This is a genomic window from Mesorhizobium sp. WSM4313 (genome assembly GCF_002294725.1).
In the GTDB taxonomy this organism is placed as follows: Bacteria; Pseudomonadota; Alphaproteobacteria; order Rhizobiales; family Rhizobiaceae; genus Mesorhizobium.
The window spans coordinates 118,062-137,074 of sequence record NZ_NSFT01000011.1 but is presented as its reverse complement, the minus strand read 5'-3'; the positions used below and the strand labels follow the sequence as shown (position 1 = coordinate 137,074).

The window sequence follows — 19,013 nt, the reverse complement described above, 5'->3', positions numbered from 1 at the left end:
AGCTCTAGCGTTCCGATATTTGAGCGTCCAGCCTTCAGACGGCTACGGCTGATTGCGGCCATAGGGATATCGCGATGGTGGCAAAGGCAGCCTCCAGGAGGCGGCTGACGCGTTCGAAAGTTTCCGGATCGGCAAGCAAGTCGTTGCGCAGCTCGAGGTAGAGGCAGGGCCGGCCCTGCTGCAGCCCGTGCCGGTTCAAGGTGTAGCCGACAGCCTGGCGCCAGTCGTAAGGTTCGTTATCGCCGATTCTGAAGCCTGCTTCCGGGCCGTGGGCCCTGAGCGTTTTTAGCACCGAGGCGACGAAGGGCGACTGTTCCCGCCACAGCACGCCGATATCCACATTGCGCTTCACGCCGCCCATCACCGGCGTGAAGGAGTGCACCGAAATCAGCGCCCGCCTGCCGACAGCGGCTTCGATGATTGCCCGTTCAACCGGCGCCCAGGCGACGAGCTTGCGCAGCCTCGCATCCGCCGCGTCCACAGCGAGATTGCCCGGCAGCGGGATGCCGCCGAGGTCGGGACGCATGAAGTCCCACTCCTCGGCGGGGCGGTTATAGTCGAGGAACAGCCGTGAATAGCGCGCGATCACCGCCGGCGCCCGCAGCGTTCGCGAGAGCCGGCGCGTCAGCGCGTCGACGCCGATGTCCACCGCGAAATGCGTGCCGAGATAAGGCTCCGCCAGGCCAAGGTCGCGCCACGGCGCCGGCACGACGTTGCCGGCATGCTCGGCAATCAGAAGATAGGGGCTGGTCGCATCCGGCAGCAATCGTTCCACCCCGGCCCCGGCGAGCGCCGCGACGGCCGCGTCGCCAAGCTTTTCAAGATCGCGCACGGCCGGATGCCGCTGGCGGTCAGGCGATGACGGAGCGGACATGATAAGCCTTCGCCGCCGTCGCCTCGATCAGCCCGGCACGCCCATTGGTGCGGCCGAGGCCGGAATTCTTGATGCCGCCCCAGGGCAGATAGAGGTCGGCGTGATCGCAACGGTTGAGATAGACCGTGCCTGCCTCGACCTCGTCGAGCAAGGCCACGCCACGCTCGACATCGCGCGTCCAGATCGAGGCGCTCAAGCCATAGTCGCTGTCATTCATCAGCCGGATCGCCTCGTCGTCGCCGCCGACGGCCTGAACGCAGGCCACCGGCCCGAACAGCTCGTCGCGCATGATCGGCATGCTGTGGTCGACGCCGGTCAGCACCTCCGGCGCGACATAGGCGGTCCCGAGGCTTGCCGCCTTGCGCGCGCCATCCTGCGGCATCAGGCGCTTCGCCCCTGCTCGCACCGCGCCTTCGGTCAGGTCGCGGATGGTGTCGGCCGCGACCGCGCGCACCACCGGGCCGACCATCGGCTTTTCAGCGATCGGATGGCCGATCGACCACTTCACCGTCTCGGCGACCAGCGCCTCGACGAAACGGTCGTGAATCAGGCGGTCGACATAGATTCGCTCCACCGAGCAGCAGGACTGGCCGGCATTGGAATAGCTGCCCTCTGCGATCAGCGGAACCGCCGCCTCGAGGTCGGCGTCGGAGCGCACATAGGTCGGATCCTTGCCGCCAAGCTCGAGATGGACTTGGGTGAAGGTGCCGGCCGCCGCCGCATGCACGCGCCGGCCGCCATTGACCGAACCGATGAAATTGACGGCGTTGAAGACGCCGGAAGCGATCAGCCGCTCCGCATCCGGATGATCGAGATGCAGGCACTGGAAGACCCCTTCCGGCCCGCCGGCCGCGCGAAAAGCCTCCTCGGCGAGCTCCGCGATCAGCGGCGTCTGCGGCGAATGCTTGAAGATCACCACATTGCCCGCGGCAAGCGGCGACGTGACCAGATAGCCGAGCATGGCGGTCGGGTAATTCCAGGCGCAGATCGAAAGATGTAGGCCGCCGGCCACCGGCTTGGCATAGCGGCGGATGTTCTCGTCCGACGGATAGGGCGTGTCGGCCAGCGTCTCGGGCGCGGCACCGGCAAGCAATTCGCCGATCAGCGCCAGGCGCGGCGTCTCGTCGGCTTGCCACAAGGGCCTGCCGATCTGCCACGCCACCGCCTCGGCCAGCGGAGCGGCGCGCGCCTTCATCTCCTCGCCGAAGCGCAGAAGGATCGCCAGGCGCTCGGCCAGCGGCGTCCGCCGCCAGCCCGGCAGCGCCGCGCGAGCGCGGGCGACGGCCGCCTCGATCGCGGCCCCGTCCGCATAGTTGCGCTTGGCATAGATCGAGCCGTCGACAGGAGAGGTCACCGAGAAGGTCCGCGCGCCGGAATGCAGGGTCATGGTCTTGGAATCCACCCAAAAGGAAGCTGTCAGCCACGGCACGATATCGCGATTTTCTATTTTGGCAAATTTTTTCGAATACGGCTTGATGGATTTTTTGTCGGCCCCTATTGTCCCGCCATCGCGCCTTGGCGCAGAGATAGCGCCGCGCCTTGCAGCAAGAACCGAGGGGGGATGAATGGTCGTCTATGATTTCACGGGCCGGCATGCGGTCGTCACCGGAGCTGGCGGCGGGATGGGCGAAGCGATCGCGCTGGCGCTGCTCGATGCCGGCGCCTCCGTCACCGCCATCGACATCAAGCCGCGTCCGGCCTCCCTCGCCTCGTATGACGACCGGCTCACCTTCGCCCAGGGCGATTTGACCGACGCGGCCTTCGTGGAACGGACCATCGGTGCGGCGGGCCGCGAGCGTGGCGGCATCGACTATCTCGCCAATGTCGCCGGCGTATTGTGGTTCGGCCGCGACAAATCGGCGCTCGAAATGGATCTCGATGTCTGGGATCAGGTCTTCAACATCAACTTGAAATCCTTCGTGCACACCGCACGCGCGGTCGTTCCGCAGATGCGCGCCGGCGGCCGCGGCGGCGCCATGGTGCATTTCTCGACCATTCAATGGTATCGCGGCGACCCGAAGCCTCAGGATGCCTATCAGGCCTCGAAGGCAGGCGTCTGCGCGCTGTCGAAGTCGCTTGCCATGCAGCTTGCCGGCGACGGCATCCGCTCCAACGCGATCTGCCCCGGCATGGCACTAACGCCGCTGCAGGCGCGCTGGGACACCGAAGAAAAGCGCGCCGCCGTGGCGAATTATACGCCGCTCGGCCGCATCGGCACGCCGCAGGACATGGCAAACGCCGCGCTCTTCCTGCTCTCGGACGCCGCGAGCTATATCACCGGCATAGAGCTTGCCGTCGACGGCGGCCTGCTGATGCGGATGTAAGCCCGGCGACAGTCGGAGGCGGCGTCAGGCCGCGACAGCCGTCCCCTGGATCGCCCGGCCCCAGTCGAGCAGCGGCTTGGCGCCAAGCGTGAAGCCGACGAGATCGTCGACCAGCGCCGGCGAATGGATCGTCGCCGGATCGATGTCGTGCCGGACCACGAAATGCCGGTTGCGCACCGCCTGGGCGAGATCCTCGTCACCGAGATCCTCGAAACCGCGCGGCACCCGCTTCAGGCGGTCTTCCGCATCGAGCTCCAGGCCGGCCTTCTTGAGCGATGCGACCATGCCGCGGAACGCGGCCGGCTTGGTCACGATCGCCTTGCGCATCGCCTGCAGCAATTCAGGCGCCGGCTGCCACCAGGCCACACCCGCGAAGCAGCGCTCGAGCCCGATATGCACGTAGAAGACGCCCTGCTCCATCTTGGTGCCGTCGGGCGACAGAATCGCCGAGAGATGCCGATTGTAGGGCCGCTTGTCCTTGGAAAAGCGCACGTCGCGATTGATGCGGAACAGCGATTTCTTGCGGTCGCCGCGCAAGCCGAGCTTGGCCGCCTCGAAACGCTCTGTGAGCGTCTCGACCAGATCGCAGAACGGCCCATGCAGCTCGCTGTCGTAAAGGTCGCGGTTTTCCTGGAACCACTCACGGCTCTGGTGGAAGTCGAGCGCCTTCAGGAACGGAATGGCCTTCGGCCCAAAACCCTTGAACGCGCCAGTCATTAGCCGCCCCTGCCGATGCGCTGCAGCCATGTGTCCTCGTCGATCACCTCGATGCCGAGATCGCTCGCAACTTTCAGCTTCGAGCCGGCGCCGGGACCCGCCACCACCAGGTCTGTCTTGGCCGAAACCGAGCCCGCGACCTTGGCGCCGAGCCGCTCCGCCATCGCCTTGGCTTCGGATCGCGTCATCTTTTCCAGCGAGCCGGTGAACACCACCGTCTTGCCCGAGACTTCGCTGCCGGCCGAGATTTCCATGACGTAGGGTTTCGGATGAACCTGCGCCAGCAATGCGTCCAGCACGTCGTCATTGCGCTCATTGCCGAAGAAGTCGCGCAACGCGTTGATCACCGTATCGCCGATGCCGTTGATCGATGGGAACACGCTGTGCGGATCCTCGGCCTTCGCCGTCTCCTTGCCGATACGGATCAGCTCCTCGATGGTCGAGAATTGGCGGGCAAGCACGGCCGCCGTCGTCTCGCCGATATGGCGGATGCCGAGCGCGAAGATGAAACGGTCGAGCTCCGGCTCGCGGCGCGCGTCGATGGCCGAAAACAACTTGTCGAGACCTTCATAATTACGCTCCTCGACGCTGCGAACATTCTTGCGCGCCTTGCCCGAGGCTTCCTCGCGCAGCCTCGCCTGCTCCTCCCGTCGCTCGGCTAGCGCCCTGGTGACGGCGGGCCTTCGGTCCTTCAGCGTGAAGATATCGGCGGCGGTCTTCACCAGCCCAGAATTGAAGAACAGGTCGATGTTTTCGGCACCGAGGCCTTCGATGTCGAGCGCGCCGCGCGACACGAAGTGACGCAGCCTTTCGACCGCCTGCGCGGCGCAGATCATCTCGCCGGTGCAGCGCCGCCGCGAATCCTCCTTGCCCGTCTTCTCGTTGATCTCGCGCGTCGCCGGCGAGCCGCAGACCGGGCAGGTATGCGGGAATCCATAAGGCACGGCATTGGCCGGCCGCTTGTCGATGACGACGCTGACGATCTGCGGGATGACGTCCCCTGCCCGCTGGATCACCACCATGTCGCCGATGCGCACATCGATGCCGTCGCGGATCGGCTGGCCGTTGCTGTCGAAACCCTTGATGTAGTCTTCATTATGCAGCGTGACATTCTCGACCACCACGCCGCCGACCGTGACCGGCGCAAGCCGCGCCACCGGCGCCAGCGTGCCGGTACGGCCGACCTGGATGTCGATCCTCTCGACGGTCGTCATCGCCTGCTCGGCCGGAAATTTGTGGGCGACCGCCCAGCGCGGCTCGCCGGTGACGAAACCCCAGCGGCGCTGCAGCTCGAGCTGGTCGACCTTGTAGACGACGCCGTCTATGTCGTAGCCGAGCGAGGAGCGCTGCTCCTCGATGCGGTGGTAATGCGCGATCAGGTCGTCGATGGACTTCGCCCGCACCATCAGCGGGCTGACCTTGAAGCCCCATTCCTTGAACTTCTGTACGGAATCGAACTGCGTCGGCGCTGGGTCCGCTGTCGTATAGCCCCAGGCATAGGCGAAGAATTTCAGATTGCGGCTGGCGGTGACCGATGGATCCTTCTGGCGCAGCGACCCTGCAGCCGTGTTGCGCGGATTGACGTAATCCTGGCCGCCGACCGCCGCTGAACGCTGCTTCAAAGCCTCGAATTCGGCATAGGTCATGTAGACCTCGCCGCGGATCTCGATGATTTCCGGCCAGCCCGAACCCTGCAACTTCTTCGGGATGTCGGCAATCGTTTTCAAATTGGCGGTGATGTCCTCGCCGACCGTGCCGTCGCCACGCGTCGCGCCCTGCACGAACACGCCGCTCTCGTAGCGCAACGAGGCCGACAGCCCGTCGATCTTCGGTTCGGCGGTGAAGGCGATGTCGAGGTCCTTGTCGCGGTCGAAGAAACGCCTTCCGCGCTCGATGAAATCGGCGACATCCTGGTCGGTATAGGCCTTGGCGAGGCTCAGCATCGGCACCGCGTGCCGCACCTTGGTAAAGCCCTCCGCGGGCGGGGCGCCGACCCGTCGCGTCGGCGAATCCTCGCGCACGAGATCGGGGAAGCGCTCTTCGATGGCGAGGTTGCGCCGGCGCAGCGCATCATACTCGGCATCGGTGATCGTCGGCGCGTCCTCGGTGTGATAACGCCGGTCATGCTCGGCAATCTCCGCCGCCAGTTGCTTCAGCTCATCCGCGGCTTCGCCTTCGCTCAACGAATCGACGGGTTTTTCCGACATGCATCAGTCCTTGGATTGTGGCGCGCCACTATAAATCAGGATTTGACGGCAGGGAGTGGGCTTGCGCAAAAATCATTGCTGAACAGCACGATGCAGCCATCTGCTGACTCGGATTGGAATCGACGAGGCCCAACCTTCTATGCGGCAGCCGTATTCTCGCGCAGCAACCGCTCCGCTGCCGCGCGCGCTTCGTCGGTGATGGCGGCGCCGGCCAGCATGCGCGCGATTTCTTCCTGGCGCGCCGCGCGGTCCATTTCGGCAATGCCGGTGGCGACGCGGTCCTTGCCGCCGGATTTGGAGATCAGGAAATGCGTGGCGGCGCGTGCCGCAACCTGCGGCGCATGCGTCACGGAAAGCACCTGTACCCGCTTTGACAACCGCGCCAGCCGCTGGCCGATGGCGTCGGCCACCGCGCCGCCGACGCCGGTGTCGATCTCGTCGAACACCAGGGTCGGCGCCGAGCCGCGATCGGCCAGCGCCACCTTCAGCGCCAAAAGGAAGCGCGAGAGCTCGCCACCGGAAGCGACCTTCATCATCGGTCCCGGCCGGGTGCCCGGATTGGTGCGCACCCAGAATTCGACCTGGTCGATGCCTTCTTCCATGCGGCTTTCGGCATCGCTTCCCATCTCGACGATGAACTCGGCCCGTTCGAGCTTGAGCGCCGGCAGTTCCGCCATAACAGCCTTGGTCAGACCCGCCGCCGCCGCATGGCGCAGCGACGACAGCTGCGCCGCGGAAATATCGTAGGCCTCGCGCGCCGCGGCGGCCTGCTTGGCCAGCGCGTGCAGCCGCTCCTCGCCGGCATCGAGGTCGGCAAGATCGGCCACCATCGTGTCGCGCAGCTGCGCCAGATCGTCGACCGCGACACTGTGCTTGCGCGAGGCGGCGCGCAGCGCAAACAGACGCTCTTCCGCCTTCTCCAGACGCTGCGGATCATATTCGGTGGCGCGAAGTGCTGCTTCCACGCCGGACTGCGCGGCGTCGAGCGAGATCATCGCTTCGTCGAGCGATTTCACCACGTCGTCGAGCAGGCCGGGGGCTTCGCTGGACTTGCGCTGCAGCCGCCGCAACAGGCTGGCGAGTTGCGGCAAGGGCGAGGACGGCCCCGACAGCACATCCTGCGCATCATGGATCTCGGCGGCGATCTTTTCGACGCGCATCATCGTCGCGCGCAATTCCGCAAGCTCCGTTTCCTCGCCCGGCTGCGGGTCGAGTCTTGCGAGCTCGGCCACGGAAGCGCGCAGATAATCGGCTTCGCGCGCCGCCGCCTCGACCTTGGCGCGATGCCGGGAAAGCTCCTGCTCGCAGTTTCGCCAGTACCGCCAGGCTTCGCCCGTGCCTCGCACGGCGCCCAGATGGCCGCCGAAACTGTCCAGTAATTCGCGATGCGCGCCGGGATCGACCAGCGCCCGCTCGTCATGCTGGCCATGGATCTCGACCAGCGCGCGGCCGACATCGCGCATCAGGGTGACGCTGGAGGGCTGGTCGTTGACGAAGACGCGGGTGCGGCCATCGGCGGTCTGTACGCGGCGCAGGATGATGTCGCCATCGTCCTCGATGTCGTTTCCGGCGAGCAACGCGCGTGCCGGATGGTTGCGCGGCACATCGAACACCGCGATGACCTGGCCTTGCGCGGCGCCATGGCGGACGAGCGAGGCATCGCCGCGCGCCCCAAGCGCCAGCGACAACGCATCGAGCAGGATGGATTTACCGGCGCCGGTTTCGCCGGTCAGCACCGAAAGCCCAGGCAGGAAGTCGATGTCCAGCTTCTCGATCAGGACGATATCGCGGATCGACAGTCTGGACAGCATCGCAAGCTTCAGGCGCCGGTGATCAGCTTCCCGGCCTTGGAAATCCACGATCCGGCATTTTCGCGGGGTTCAAGCCCGTTGCTCTGCAGGAGCTTGTAGGAATCCTTGTACCACGGGCTGTCCGGATAATTGTGACCAAGCACCGCCGCGGCCGTCTGCGCTTCCGAGGTCAGGCCCATCGCATAATAGGACTCGGTCAGGCGCGCGAGCGCCTCCTCGACATGGCGGGTGTTGGAATAGTTCTCGACCACGGTGCGGAAACGCTTCACGGCGGCGATGTATTCGCGGCGCTCGAGATAGTAGCGGCCGACCTGCATCTCCTTGCCGGCGAGCTGGTCGCTGGCGAAGCGGATCTTGTCCTTGGCGTCGCCGACATATTCGGAGTTCGGCCAGCGCGTCACCAGATCCTGCATGGTCTGGATGGTCTGGCGCGCTTCCTTCTGGTCTTGGGTGACGTCCTTGATCTGCCGATAGTAGGAGAGGCCGATGATGTACTGCGCGTAAGCCGCGTCGTCTGTCGAGGGATAGAGGGTCAGGTAGCGTTTGGCCGAACCGATCGCCTCGTCGTAATTGCCAGCGCGATAATCGGCGAAAGCGCCCATCACCATCGATTTGCGGGCGAATTCCGAATAGGGATGCTGGCGGTCGACCGCGTCGAACTTCTTGCTCGCCTCATCGAGGCGGCCGGCATTCATGTTGGCCAGGCCCTGGTTGTAGAGAACGTCGGCCGGCTCGGTCTGGTCGACATAGGTCGCCAGGTTGACATCCTTCTCGGAGGACATGCAGGCCGACAGCACGAGCGCGGGAGCAACCACCGACAGCGCCAGCAAAACACCCCGACGCGGCGTTACCGATTGACCAACTCGCGAAAAAAACATGTTTGGATTCCGCCCCTTCGGCGTCGTTTCGGTCCCGGGCCGAAGCCATAAACCATTATCCCCTTGCCCGGCAACGCTATGTCCGGCCAATCGCACATTTTTGTGGCAGGCCGACGCGATGATCAAAGCCGCGCGTTTTGACGACCCGGTGATGCAGCCATGCAACACAAGCCTGACCACAAAGCCAGAAAACGGTTAAGAATCAGATCACCCAAGGTGCGTAGACCGGCCGGCTGACAGCGATCATCTCGGCGACGCGGCCGCGCTCTCGGCGCCTCGTCTCGACAATCTCGAAGGCCGTGTGGTCGGAAAGCAGCCGGCGCAACGCAGACGCGTTCATCCGGTGGCCGCCGCGATAGGAACGGAAACAGCCGATGAAGCGCGCGCCGGCCAGCGCCAGATCGCCCATCGCATCGAGCGTCTTGTGACGGGCGAATTCGTTGGGATAGCGCAGCCCGCCGACATTGATGACGCGGTTGTCGTCGCCGATGACAAGCGAGTTTTCGAGCGACGAGCCGAGCGCGTAGCCGGCGGCCCAAAGCCTCTCGACGTCCTTCATGAAGCCGAATGTGCGAGCGCGCGCGATGTCGCGGCGGAAGATGTCGGGATTGATGTCGGAGGCGAATTGCTGGCGGCCGATCGCCGGGCTCTCGAAATCGATCTCGACCTCGAACCGCGTGCCGTCATAGGGGCGGAACTCCGCCCAGGACGCGCCGGCTTCCACGCGCACCGGCTTGACGACACGGATGTAGCGACGCCTCACCGCCAGCGTCTCGATGCCGGCCTGGTCGATGGCCTCGACGAAGGCCATGGCGCTGCCGTCGAGAATGGGGACTTCCGAACCGTCGATCTCGATGATCAAATTGTCTATGCCGAGACCGAACACCGTGGCCATCAGATGCTCGACGGTGCCGATATGATCGCCGGCCGGATCGCCAAGCATGGTGCAGAGATCGGTGGCGCCGACTTCCGCGACCAGGGCGCGGAGCTCCCGGGCTTCGCCGCCATTCGAAAGATGAAAGACGATGCCCGTATCGGCATCGGCCGGCAGGAAGTGAACGGTCACGGTTTTGCCGCTATGGACGCCGATCCCAGCCAGCGTCACGCGCGATTTCACTGTCGTCTGATAGTCGTGCAAGAGTAACCCCATACGCCCTGAATGCCTGCGTCCGCTCCATCGGCCTTGGGTATCTTGCAGTCAGACTGATGGTCTGACGCTCGCGCAAAGGCGGCAAAATAAGCAAGAGCACGCGGCTCTGTATAATCGGCAAGCAGGGCTACTCCCCGAATCCCGGCAAACCGACTTTAGTCCGTGGCGAAGATAATGGCCCGCCCTGGAGACTCCAAATCACGGTTTCTTACCCCGTGTAACCACGGAAACGCATCAGAAACAGCTCGTAAAGCCTTGTTTTAAATGTCTTTTGCAAAAGCAACAGGCAGACGATTTCTCGTCTGCCTGTTAACAACTGTTATATACCGTTAACGATTGGCGGTCCGCCGTATCGATCAGTTGGCCTGACGGCGCAGGAAGGCCGGGATTTCCAGCTGGTCGTCTTCCTGAACCGTGCGGGCCTGCGGCGTCAGCCGGCCCTGGTCGTCGAGCTGGCCGCGGCGCGGCGCATAGAGCGCAGGATCCTGGCTGGCGAGACGGCGCATCTCGGGCGCGGCCTGACGCAGCTTCGGCTCGCGCGGCTGCGCCGGCTGGAGCCGGGCCGGCTCTTCCTCGCGGCGGGTAAGGCCGTTGGTCAGCCGCTTGATCAGCCCCATCGGACCGCTGTTCTCATGGTCCGCCGGCCGGCTCTTGGCTTCGACTTCAGCCCTTACCACCGGCGGAAAGTCTTCCACGCGCGGCATACGCTGCGGCGCCGCGGCCACCGGCTGCGGCATCTCGCGCTGCGGCGCAGGCTGCTGCATGACCTGCTGCGGCACCACCGGCTGCGGCTGCGGCTGCGCAGGCGGGGCTTGGAAGATCTTGCTCTGCGGCCGGAAGTCGTCCATCGGCACGGCGCGCGGCTGCGCCATGGCGGCGGCATTTGCCTCGGCAAGCTGGATCGCCTCCGCGACCGGATCGGCCGCGCGCGGCTCATAGGCCTGCGGCTGAACCGGAGCGGGGCGGATTTCTGCCACCGGAGCCGCCGCCGGGCGGGCGGCCGGCTTCTGCGGCGCGCGGATCGAGATCGGCGCAGCCGCTATTTCGGCCGCCGACTTGTCGATGCCGGTGGCGACGACCGACACGCGGATCACGCCTTCCAGCTCTTCGTCGAAGGTGGCGCCCAGGATGATGTTGGCGTCCTGGTCGACTTCCTCGCGGATGCGGGTCGCGGCCTCGTCCACCTCGAACAGGGTGAGATCGCGGCCGCCGGTGATCGAGATCAGCAGGCCCTTGGCGCCCTTCATCGAGGTCTCGTCGAGCAGCGGGTTGGCGATGGCGGCTTCAGCGGCGGCCATCGCGCGGCCCTCGCCCGAAGCTTCGCCCGTGCCCATCATCGCCTTGCCCATCTCGCGCATCACCGAGCGGACGTCGGCGAAGTCGAGATTGATCAGGCCTTCCTTGACCATCAGGTCGGTGATGCAGGCGACGCCCGAGTAGAGCACCTGGTCGGCCATTGCGAAGGCATCGGCGAAGGTGGTCTTGTCATTGGCCAGCCGGAACAGGTTCTGGTTGGGGATGACGATCAGCGTATCAACACATTTCTGCAGTTCCTCGATGCCCATGTCGGCCGTCTTCATGCGGCGCTGGCCCTCGAAATGGAACGGCTTGGTGACGACGCCGACGGTGAGGATGCCCTTCTCGCGCGCCGCGCGGGCAACGACCGGAGCGGCGCCCGTGCCGGTGCCGCCGCCCATGCCGGCGGTTACGAAGCACATATGGGTGTTGGAGAGATGATCGATGATCTCGTCGATGCACTCTTCCGCCGCCGCGCGGCCGACTTCCGGCTGCGAGCCGGCGCCGAGGCCTTCGGTGACATGCGCGCCGAGCTGGATCAGCCGCTCGGCCTTGGACATCGTCAGCGCCTGCGCGTCGGTGTTGGCCACCACGAACTCGACGCCGCGCAGGCCGGCTGTGATCATGTTGTTCACGGCATTGCCGCCGCCGCCGCCGACACCGAACACGGTGATGCGTGGCTTGAGCTCGGTGATGTCCGGCTTCTGCAGATTGATGGTCATTGTCTCCGTCCTTTGCCTTTCCCGCCGCCTCGCCGCTGCGGCCGCCTATGGGGCTGTCCCCGTCAATTAAAAACTGTCTCTCAACCACTGACTCATGCGATGCAGTTTTCCGCCCGTTCCGGTCATCCTGAAACCGGAAAGTCCTTTCGCCGAATGGCTCTCGAAGCTCGCCATCTGCGGATAGATCATCAGTCCGACCGGGGTCGAGAACGCCGGTCCCTTGGCCGCCTCCGGCAGGCCTGCGACGCCGAGCGGCCGGCCGATGCGCACATTGCGCCCGAGAATGCGGCGCGCCGCTTCCGGCAGGCCGGCGAGCTGGCTTGCGCCGCCGGTGAGCACCACCCGCTTGCCGACGGCATTGCCGTAGCCGGACTTGTTCAGCCGGTCGCGCAGAAGCTCCAGCGTCTCGTCGATACGGGCGCGGATGATGCGCGTCATTACCGAGCGCGGGATCTGCAGCGGCACATCGCCTTCCTCGCCGATCGGCTGGATCGAGACGAGGTCGCGGTCGTCGGCGCTGCCGGGCAGCGCCGAGCCATGCATCACCTTCAGCCGTTCCGCGGCATCGAGCGAGGTCGACAGGCCCTTGGCCATGTCGAGCGTCACATGGTTGCCGCCGATGGCGATCGCGTCGCCATGGACGAACTTGCCCTCCGAGAAGACCGAGATGGTCGTCGTCCCGCCGCCCATGTCGATACAGGCTGCGCCCATTTCGAGCTCGTCGTCGACCAGTGAGGCAAGCCCGCTGGCATAGGGCGTCGCCACCATGCGCTCGACCGACAGATGCGAGCGGTTGATGCAAAGCTCCAGATTTCGCATCGGGGCCGCGTCGCCCGTCAGCACATGCATGTCGACGCCAAGCGCATCGCCCATCATGCCGCGCGGGTCGCGCATGCCGCGCTCGCCGTCGAGCGAGAAACCGACGGGCAGCGAATGGATCACCTCGCGCTCCGCCCTGAGCGCCTGTTTGGCGCCGGCGGCGAGCACGCGCTTGATGTCGACTTCCTCGACCTGATGGCCGCCGAGATTGATCGTCGCTGAGAAGGCTTCGCTCTTCAGCCGGCCAGCCGTCATGTTGACGATGAGGGAATCGACGGTGAGCCCGGCCATGCGCTCGGCCGCATCGACGGCAAGCCGGATGGCATGCTCGGCGCGATCGAGATCGACCACCACGCCGGACTTCACACCTTGCGATTTCTGGTGGCCGATGCCGATCACCTGGATGCGATGCGAACGTCCGCGCAGCAGCTTGCCGTCCTCGTTCGGCTTCAGCTTCGCCACGACGCAGCAAACCTTGCTGGAGCCGACATCGAGCACCGTGAGCGTGCCCGACCGGCGCGAAGAAGCGTCGCTGCCGCCGCCAAGCCAGCTCATATCTTTCTCTCCACCTTGCGCTTGGCCAGGGACTTCGTCTTGTCGCTGAGCGCTGCTTCGCGCTGTGTCGCCGCCTCCGGCGACAGCTCCACGACCAGCCGGTCAGAAAGCCGCATGTCGACGGCGGCGATGTCGCGGGTCAGCAATCCGTTGTCATGGTCGATCTTGACGAGTTCGGCGATCGCCTGGTCCTCGCCGTCTTCCGGCAGCTTGATCGTGATGCCGTTTTCCAGCCTCAGGTCCCAGCGCCGTTCGCCGACCCGAATGTAGCCTTTGACCCGCGCCGCAAGCTCGGGATAGCGGTCGATCTTGGCGAGGAAGGCCGGCGCCATGGCCGGCGCGCCGGTGCCGATGATCAGCGGCAGCAGCACCTGCTTGCCGCCCGAGAACGGCGCGATCACCTCGCCCGACCGCTCGATGACCGAGACCGAGGTGCCCTGCTGCCAAAGCGCGAAGGGTTGGCGCTCCTCTATGCGCACTTCCAGCGTATGCGGGTAGATCTTGCGCACCGCGGCTCCCTCGACCCACGGCAGCGTCGCGATGCGCTCGCGCGCGGCCTCGGCATCGAAGCCGATCAGCGAGGTCCAGCCGTCGAGGCCGAGCCGGTCGAGCACATCGATCTCGGAGGTCTGGCGGTTGCCGACCACCTTGATCTGGTCGACAGCAAAGCCGGTGCGCGCCGTGATGCCTTGCACGATGCTGTCGCCGTAGCCGCCGAGATAGGCGCCGTAGGCGCTGCTCGACGCGATCAGCGCGGCGGAAAGGATCGCCGCCGAAAAGCGCGGCGCCTCATACTCGCCGCCGCACAGGCGCGCCAGCACGCGCATCGGCCGGCGAAGCTGACGCGGCAAAACGAAACGGTCGAATGACAGCGACATGCCGAACAGCGCGAGACCAGCCGCGCCGACGCCATTACCCTGCCCCAACCTCAACGCAGACACGAAGCGTCCTCCACCATCCAACTCAACAAATCGCCGAACGAATGTCCCGCTTGCGCGGCGATTTCAGGCACCAGAGACGTCGGCGTCATGCCCGGCTGAGTGTTGACCTCGAGCCAGACAACCTCGCCGTTTTCGGAGTGGCGATCGTCGTAACGGAAGTCCGATCGGGAGACGCCCCGGCAACCAATGGCAAGATGAGCCTTGAGGGCCAGTGTCTGTATTTTTTGGTAAATATTCGGTGAAATTTTAGCAGGGATTTCGTGTTTTGATCCGCCGGGAACGTATTTTGAATCGTAATCGTAGAAGGAATGCCCGGTCGGGATGATCTCGCAGACGCCGAGCGCCACGTCGCCCATCACCGCGCAGGTCAATTCGCGGCCATGAATGTAGCGCTCGACCATGACGATCTCGCCATATTGCCATTCCGTGGAGCCGATCACCTGCGGCGGATGCGACTGCCCCTCATGCACGATGACCACGCCGAAGCTCGACCCCTCATTGACCGGCTTGACCACATAAGGCGGCTTCATCGGATGCTTGTTCTGGACGGCGAAACGGTTGACCACCTTCGACTCCGCGACCGGAATGCCGGACGCCTTGGCAATCTTCTTGGCCTGTTCCTTGTTCATGGCGAGCGCCGAAGCGAGCACACCCGAATGGGTGTAGGGAATTGCGAGATATTCGAGAATTCCCTGGATGGTGCCGTCCTCGCCGAACGGACCGTGCAGCGCGTTGAAAGCGACATCAGGCTTGAGCTCGGCAAGCACAGACCCGACATCGCGCGAAACATCGACCCGGGTGACCTGATAGCCTTCATTCTCGAGCGCATCCGCACACGCCTTCCCCGAGGACAGAGACACGGGCCGCTCCGAGGAGAATCCACCCAGGAGGACAGCCACATGCTTCTTCTTCATCCCGTCATCCCCTCTCACGCCGGGCCTGCAACCGATATTCCCGCACCGCATTTCCAAACATTGAGTCCGAGCCCTCCGGCAGGTTGCCCCCCAGACGGAAAACGCGGCTTAACGCGTCGAACGACTCAAATCAGGAAACGCTTTAGGGCAGAGAATCAGAGAGTTGATTCGCTGGCAAGTACCTATGATTCCGAGAGATTCACTTTCCGCGAAAACAGCCGCAAAAAGTGAATTGTGAGTCTTTGAGGCAACGGTTCTACGGCTGTTTCAGATCACTGGAACTTCAAGCATCACATGAACTTAAGCCTAAGCTAAAGAAGCTGCCCGAGAAACTCCTGCACCGCATGGCCGGGCCTGAAATTGCCGAGGCGCTTGATCTCCCAGTGCAGCCGGATGCCCGAATTCTCGAGCACCCGCGCCCGCACCGTCTCGCCCAGATATTCGAGATCGTAGCCGGTGGCCGTGCCGGTGTTGATCATGAAGTTGCAATGCATCGGCGACATCTGCGCGCCGCCGATCATCAGCCCGCGGCAGCCGGCCTTGTCGATCTCCTTCCACGCCGAGGTGCCTTCCGGATTCTGGAAGGTCGAGCCGCCGGTCTTCTCCCTGATCGGCTGCACCGTCTCGCGATGGTTCTGCACGGCATCCATTGCCGCCTTGATCGCCGCCTTGTCTTCCGCAAACCCTTCGAAAATGGCCGAGGTGAAGATCAGTCCTGCAGGCGCGGACGAATGGCGATAGGCATAGCCCATATCGGCATTGCTCAGCGTATGGAGATTGCCCCTGCGGTCCAGGGCCCTCACCTCGACGACCCGCTCACGCGTCTCGACGCCGTTGGCGCCGGCATTCATCCTGAGCGCGCCGCCGACAGCGCCAGGAATGCCGTGATAGAAATGGAAGCCGCCAATGCCGGCTTCATACGCGACCGCCGCGAGGCGCTTGTCCGGCGTCGCCGCGCCGGCTTTGATCGTGGTCGGCCCGGTGGTCTCGGCCTCGCCGAAACCCTTGGCCGAGAGCCTGACTACAAAACCCGGAATGCCGCCGTCGCGCACCAGAAGGTTCGAGCCGACGCCGACCACCACGACCGGTATCTCTTCCGGCACCGCGCGCAGGAAGGCCGCGAGGTCCTCCTCGTCGGCCGGCTGGAACAGCGCCTCGGCGAGGCCGCCGGCCCGGAACCAGGTGATCTTGTCCATCTCGGCGTTCGGCGTGATACGGCCACGCAGGCCGGCAAGCTTGTCGCCGAGTTTATCGATCAGGTCCTGGCCGCGCATCATGAGGGCGTCCCACCAAGTTCCTTGGGCAGCGCATAGGCCCATTGCGTGATGTTGCCGGCGCCGAGGAAGACGACGAAATCGCCGGGCTTGGCAAGCTCGCGAATGGCGGGCGCGATTGCTGCCTGACCATCGATATAGCGTGCGTCGCGGTGGCCGCCGGAGCGGATGCGCGACACCAACGCGTCGGAAGTCACGCCTTCGATGGGTTCCTCGCCGGCCGCGTAGACCGGCGCCACCATGACCGTGTCGGCGTCGTTGAAGCAGACCGAGAATTCCTCGAAGAGATCGTGCAGCCGGGTGAAGCGATGCGGCTGCGCGATGGCGATGACACGCCCCTTGGTCGCGCTGCGCGCGGCCTTCAGCACCGCCGCGATCTCGACCGGGTGGTGGCCGTAATCGTCGAACACCTCGACACCGTTCCACGAGCCCGTACGGGTGAAGCGCCGCTTGACGCCCGCGAAGGACGAAAGGCCCTTCTTGATCGCGTCGGCCGAGAGGCCAAGCTCATGCGCCACCGCGATGGCCGCCGTCGCGTTGGAGACGTTATGGCGGCCAGGCATCGGCAGGCGCAGGTCCTTTATCGAGGTCGTGCCCCGCCCCTTGCGATCGCGGATCACGACATCGAATTCGGAGATCGCACCTTGCATGCGGTGGTTGCTGAAGCGCACGTCGGCCTGCGCGTTCTCGCCATAGGTGATGACGCGCCGATCCTCGATGCGGCCGACCAGCGCCTGCACTTCCGGATGGTCGGTGCACATCACGCCGAAACCGTAGAACGGCACGTTCTCGACGAACTGGCGGAACGCCTCGCGCACCTTGTCGAAGCTGCCATAGTGGTCGAGATGCTCGGGATCGATGTTGGTGACGACGGCGATGTCGGCCGGCAGTTTCAGGAAGGTGCCGTCGCTCTCGTCGGCTTCGACCACCATCCACTCGCCGTCGCCCATGCGGGCATTGGTGCCGTAGGCGTTGATGATGCCGCCATTGATGACGGTCGGGTCGAGCCCGCCGGCCTCGAGCAGCGTCGCCACCATCGAGGTGGTCGTCGTCTTGCCATGCGTGCCGCCGATGGCGACCGCCTGGCGGAAACGCATCAGTTCGGCCAGCATCTCGGCGCGGCGGACAATGGGGAGCAACTTCTCCCGCGCGGCCTTGAGCTCCGGGTTGGATTTCTTGATCGCGGTCGAAACAACCACGACTTCGGCATCGCCGACATTCTCGGCCTTGTGACCGACGAAGCATTCGATGCCCTTGTCGCGCAACCGCTGCACATTGGCGCCGTCGGCCTGGTCGGACCCTTGCACCTTGTAGCCCAGATTGTGCAGCACCTCGGCGATGCCGCTCATGCCGATGCCGCCGATGCCGATGAAATGCACAAGGCCGATCGTCTGCGGCATCTTCATGGGCGCGTCCTCCTGTAGTCCGAAACCGTTTTGCCGGACGCAATAGCCTCTGTCAGATCGGCGAGCAACCGCGCCGCGTTCGGTTTCCCGGCCGAGCGGGCGGCGGCGGCCATGGTCGCCAGCCGGTTCGGGTCCTTGACCAGCCCGCCGACCAGCTCGGCGATGCGCGCCGCCGACAGCGTCGACTGCGGATGGAGCTCGGCTCCCCCGGCGGCGGCAAGGGCTGCCGCATTCGCCGCCTGATCGTGGTCGAGCGCGTGCGGATAAGGCACCAGCAGTGCCGGCCGGCCGATGACGGCGATTTCCGAAACCGTCGAGGCGCCAGAACGCGACATCACCAGATGCGCCGCCGCCATGCGCGCCGCCATGTCGGTGAAGAAGGGCGAGACCTGCATGTCGACCCCGAGATCGGCATAGGCGGCCTTCACCCGCGCCACATCCTCGGCGCGCGCCTGCTGGGTGATGACCAGCCGCTTGCGCAGGTCTTGCGGCAGCAGCGCGATCGCCGCCGGCACGGCATCGGAAAAGAACTGCGCGCCCTGACTGCCGCCGAACACCAGGAAGCGGAACGGCTCGCCCTCGTTCGAAACCACGTAAGGCGTTTTCGCCGCATCGAGGACCTGCGGCCTGACCGGATTGCCGGTGGTCACCGTCTTTGCGCCGTCAGCGCTTGCGCCTTCCGGCAGGAAACCGCCGGCAATCGCATCCACGCGGCCGGCAAGCGCCCTGTTGGCGCGGCCCATGACGGCGTTCTGCTCATGGATCAGCGTCGGCACTTTTCGCCTTGTCGCGGCATAGAGCGGCGGCAGCGTCGGATAGCCGCCGAAGCCGACGACAGCCTCCGGCTTGATCCTGGCGATTACACGACCGGCCTCCCGCACGCCCTGCCAGATCTTCCAGAAGGCCGAGAGCATGGCGACCGGGTTCTTCGAACCCAGCGTTGCCGAGGGGATGGTGTGAATGTCGGCTGCCGGGAAATGGCGGGAATAGCGCTCGGCGCGATTGTCGGTGGCAAGATGCACCTTCCAGCCGCGCTCGATCAGCTCATGCGCCAGCGCCTCGGCCGGAAACAGATGTCCGCCCGTTCCGCCGGCCGCAAGCAGGATGACACCCTTCGCCATCCTG

General features: G+C 65.0%; 15 protein-coding genes. 1 reads left to right on the top strand and 14 read right to left on the bottom strand.

The window, feature by feature from the left end; genetic code table 11:
• Positions 1-34: 34 nt before the first annotated feature.
• A complete protein-coding gene (locus CK219_RS22835) occupies positions 35-874 on the bottom strand; it encodes an N-formylglutamate amidohydrolase (RefSeq protein ID WP_095769007.1) in 840 nt (279 codons plus the stop codon).
• Positions 852-2,261, bottom strand: coding sequence for an aldehyde dehydrogenase family protein (locus tag CK219_RS22830; RefSeq protein WP_095769033.1), 1,410 nt, complete (start codon positions 2,259-2,261; stop codon positions 852-854). Before CK219_RS22830 ends, CK219_RS22835 begins: the two co-directional genes overlap by 23 nt.
• Before the next feature lie 178 nt (positions 2,262-2,439).
• On the opposite strand from CK219_RS22830, the gene CK219_RS22825 reads away from it, so the two are divergent.
• Positions 2,440-3,198, top strand: a complete 759-nt coding sequence (locus CK219_RS22825) for an SDR family oxidoreductase (protein ID WP_095769006.1) — start codon at positions 2,440-2,442, stop codon at positions 3,196-3,198.
• 24 nt (positions 3,199-3,222) lie between these two features.
• Here the strand turns inward: CK219_RS22825 and CK219_RS22820 are convergent, their stop codons facing one another.
• The 12 genes from CK219_RS22820 to murG all read right to left on the bottom strand — a co-directional run bounded on the left by CK219_RS22820 (position 3,223) and on the right by murG (position 19,009).
• Positions 3,223-3,915, bottom strand: a complete 693-nt coding sequence (locus CK219_RS22820) for a TIGR02453 family protein (protein ID WP_095769005.1) — start codon at positions 3,913-3,915, stop codon at positions 3,223-3,225.
• Complete coding sequence (ligA, locus tag CK219_RS22815; RefSeq protein ID WP_095769004.1) at positions 3,915-6,122, bottom strand: NAD-dependent DNA ligase LigA; 2,208 nt, start codon at positions 6,120-6,122, stop codon at positions 3,915-3,917. Before ligA ends, CK219_RS22820 begins: the two co-directional genes overlap by 1 nt.
• A gap of 137 nt (positions 6,123-6,259) precedes the next feature.
• Positions 6,260-7,933 carry a DNA repair protein RecN gene (gene recN / locus CK219_RS22810; RefSeq protein ID WP_095769003.1) on the bottom strand — a complete coding sequence of 558 codons (1,674 nt, stop codon included), beginning with the start codon at positions 7,931-7,933 and terminating at the stop codon, positions 6,260-6,262.
• Between the two features lie 8 nt (positions 7,934-7,941).
• The gene (locus tag CK219_RS22805; protein ID WP_095769002.1) at positions 7,942-8,811 is read right to left on the bottom strand and encodes an outer membrane protein assembly factor BamD; all 870 of its coding nucleotides are present in this window, start codon (positions 8,809-8,811) and stop codon (positions 7,942-7,944) included.
• A 202-nt stretch (positions 8,812-9,013) separates the two neighbouring features.
• A complete protein-coding gene (gene lpxC / locus CK219_RS22800) occupies positions 9,014-9,961 on the bottom strand; it encodes a UDP-3-O-acyl-N-acetylglucosamine deacetylase (protein WP_095769001.1) in 948 nt (315 codons plus the stop codon).
• A 356-nt stretch (positions 9,962-10,317) separates the two neighbouring features.
• The gene (gene ftsZ, locus CK219_RS22795) at positions 10,318-11,979 is read right to left on the bottom strand and encodes a cell division protein FtsZ (RefSeq protein ID WP_095769000.1); all 1,662 of its coding nucleotides are present in this window, start codon (positions 11,977-11,979) and stop codon (positions 10,318-10,320) included.
• A gap of 66 nt (positions 11,980-12,045) precedes the next feature.
• Positions 12,046-13,353, bottom strand: a complete 1,308-nt coding sequence (gene ftsA, locus CK219_RS22790) for a cell division protein FtsA (RefSeq protein ID WP_095768999.1) — start codon at positions 13,351-13,353, stop codon at positions 12,046-12,048.
• Positions 13,350-14,294, bottom strand: a complete 945-nt coding sequence (locus CK219_RS22785; protein WP_095768998.1) for a cell division protein FtsQ/DivIB — start codon at positions 14,292-14,294, stop codon at positions 13,350-13,352. The genes ftsA and CK219_RS22785 overlap by 4 nt, the downstream gene beginning before the upstream one ends.
• Positions 14,282-15,208 (bottom strand): D-alanine--D-alanine ligase, encoded by a 927-nt coding sequence (locus CK219_RS22780; protein ID WP_095768997.1) that lies wholly within the window; start codon positions 15,206-15,208, stop codon positions 14,282-14,284. Before CK219_RS22780 ends, CK219_RS22785 begins: the two co-directional genes overlap by 13 nt.
• 311 nt (positions 15,209-15,519) lie before the next feature.
• Positions 15,520-16,485, bottom strand: a complete 966-nt coding sequence (gene murB, locus CK219_RS22775) for a UDP-N-acetylmuramate dehydrogenase (protein ID WP_095768996.1) — start codon at positions 16,483-16,485, stop codon at positions 15,520-15,522.
• Positions 16,482-17,888: a UDP-N-acetylmuramate--L-alanine ligase gene (gene murC / locus CK219_RS22770; RefSeq protein ID WP_095768995.1), complete on the bottom strand. Its 1,407-nt coding sequence runs from the start codon at positions 17,886-17,888 to the stop codon at positions 16,482-16,484. The genes murB and murC overlap by 4 nt, the downstream gene beginning before the upstream one ends.
• The gene (gene murG, locus CK219_RS22765) at positions 17,885-19,009 is read right to left on the bottom strand and encodes an undecaprenyldiphospho-muramoylpentapeptide beta-N-acetylglucosaminyltransferase (RefSeq protein ID WP_095768994.1); all 1,125 of its coding nucleotides are present in this window, start codon (positions 19,007-19,009) and stop codon (positions 17,885-17,887) included. Before murG ends, murC begins: the two co-directional genes overlap by 4 nt.
• Positions 19,010-19,013: the final 4 nt, after the last annotated feature.

Coding starts and splice junctions, on each gene's coding strand:
- murC (WP_095768995.1), bottom strand. CDS start 17,888: ATGAAGATGCCGCAGACGATCGGCCTTGTGCATTTCATCGGCATCGGC.
- recN (WP_095769003.1), bottom strand. CDS start 7,933: ATGCTGTCCAGACTGTCGATCCGCGATATCGTCCTGATCGAGAAGCTG.
- CK219_RS22780 (WP_095768997.1), bottom strand. CDS start 15,208: ATGAAGAAGAAGCATGTGGCTGTCCTCCTGGGTGGATTCTCCTCGGAG.
- CK219_RS22825 (WP_095769006.1), top strand. CDS start 2,440: ATGGTCGTCTATGATTTCACGGGCCGGCATGCGGTCGTCACCGGAGCT.
- CK219_RS22835 (WP_095769007.1), bottom strand. CDS start 874: ATGTCCGCTCCGTCATCGCCTGACCGCCAGCGGCATCCGGCCGTGCGC.
- ftsA (WP_095768999.1), bottom strand. CDS start 13,353: ATGAGCTGGCTTGGCGGCGGCAGCGACGCTTCTTCGCGCCGGTCGGGC.
- lpxC (WP_095769001.1), bottom strand. CDS start 9,961: ATGGGGTTACTCTTGCACGACTATCAGACGACAGTGAAATCGCGCGTG.
- murB (WP_095768996.1), bottom strand. CDS start 16,485: ATGATGCGCGGCCAGGACCTGATCGATAAACTCGGCGACAAGCTTGCC.
- CK219_RS22830 (WP_095769033.1), bottom strand. CDS start 2,261: ATGACCCTGCATTCCGGCGCGCGGACCTTCTCGGTGACCTCTCCTGTC.
- CK219_RS22805 (WP_095769002.1), bottom strand. CDS start 8,811: ATGTTTTTTTCGCGAGTTGGTCAATCGGTAACGCCGCGTCGGGGTGTT.
- murG (WP_095768994.1), bottom strand. CDS start 19,009: ATGGCGAAGGGTGTCATCCTGCTTGCGGCCGGCGGAACGGGCGGACAT.
- ftsZ (WP_095769000.1), bottom strand. CDS start 11,979: ATGACCATCAATCTGCAGAAGCCGGACATCACCGAGCTCAAGCCACGC.
- ligA (WP_095769004.1), bottom strand. CDS start 6,122: ATGTCGGAAAAACCCGTCGATTCGTTGAGCGAAGGCGAAGCCGCGGAT.
- CK219_RS22820 (WP_095769005.1), bottom strand. CDS start 3,915: ATGACTGGCGCGTTCAAGGGTTTTGGGCCGAAGGCCATTCCGTTCCTG.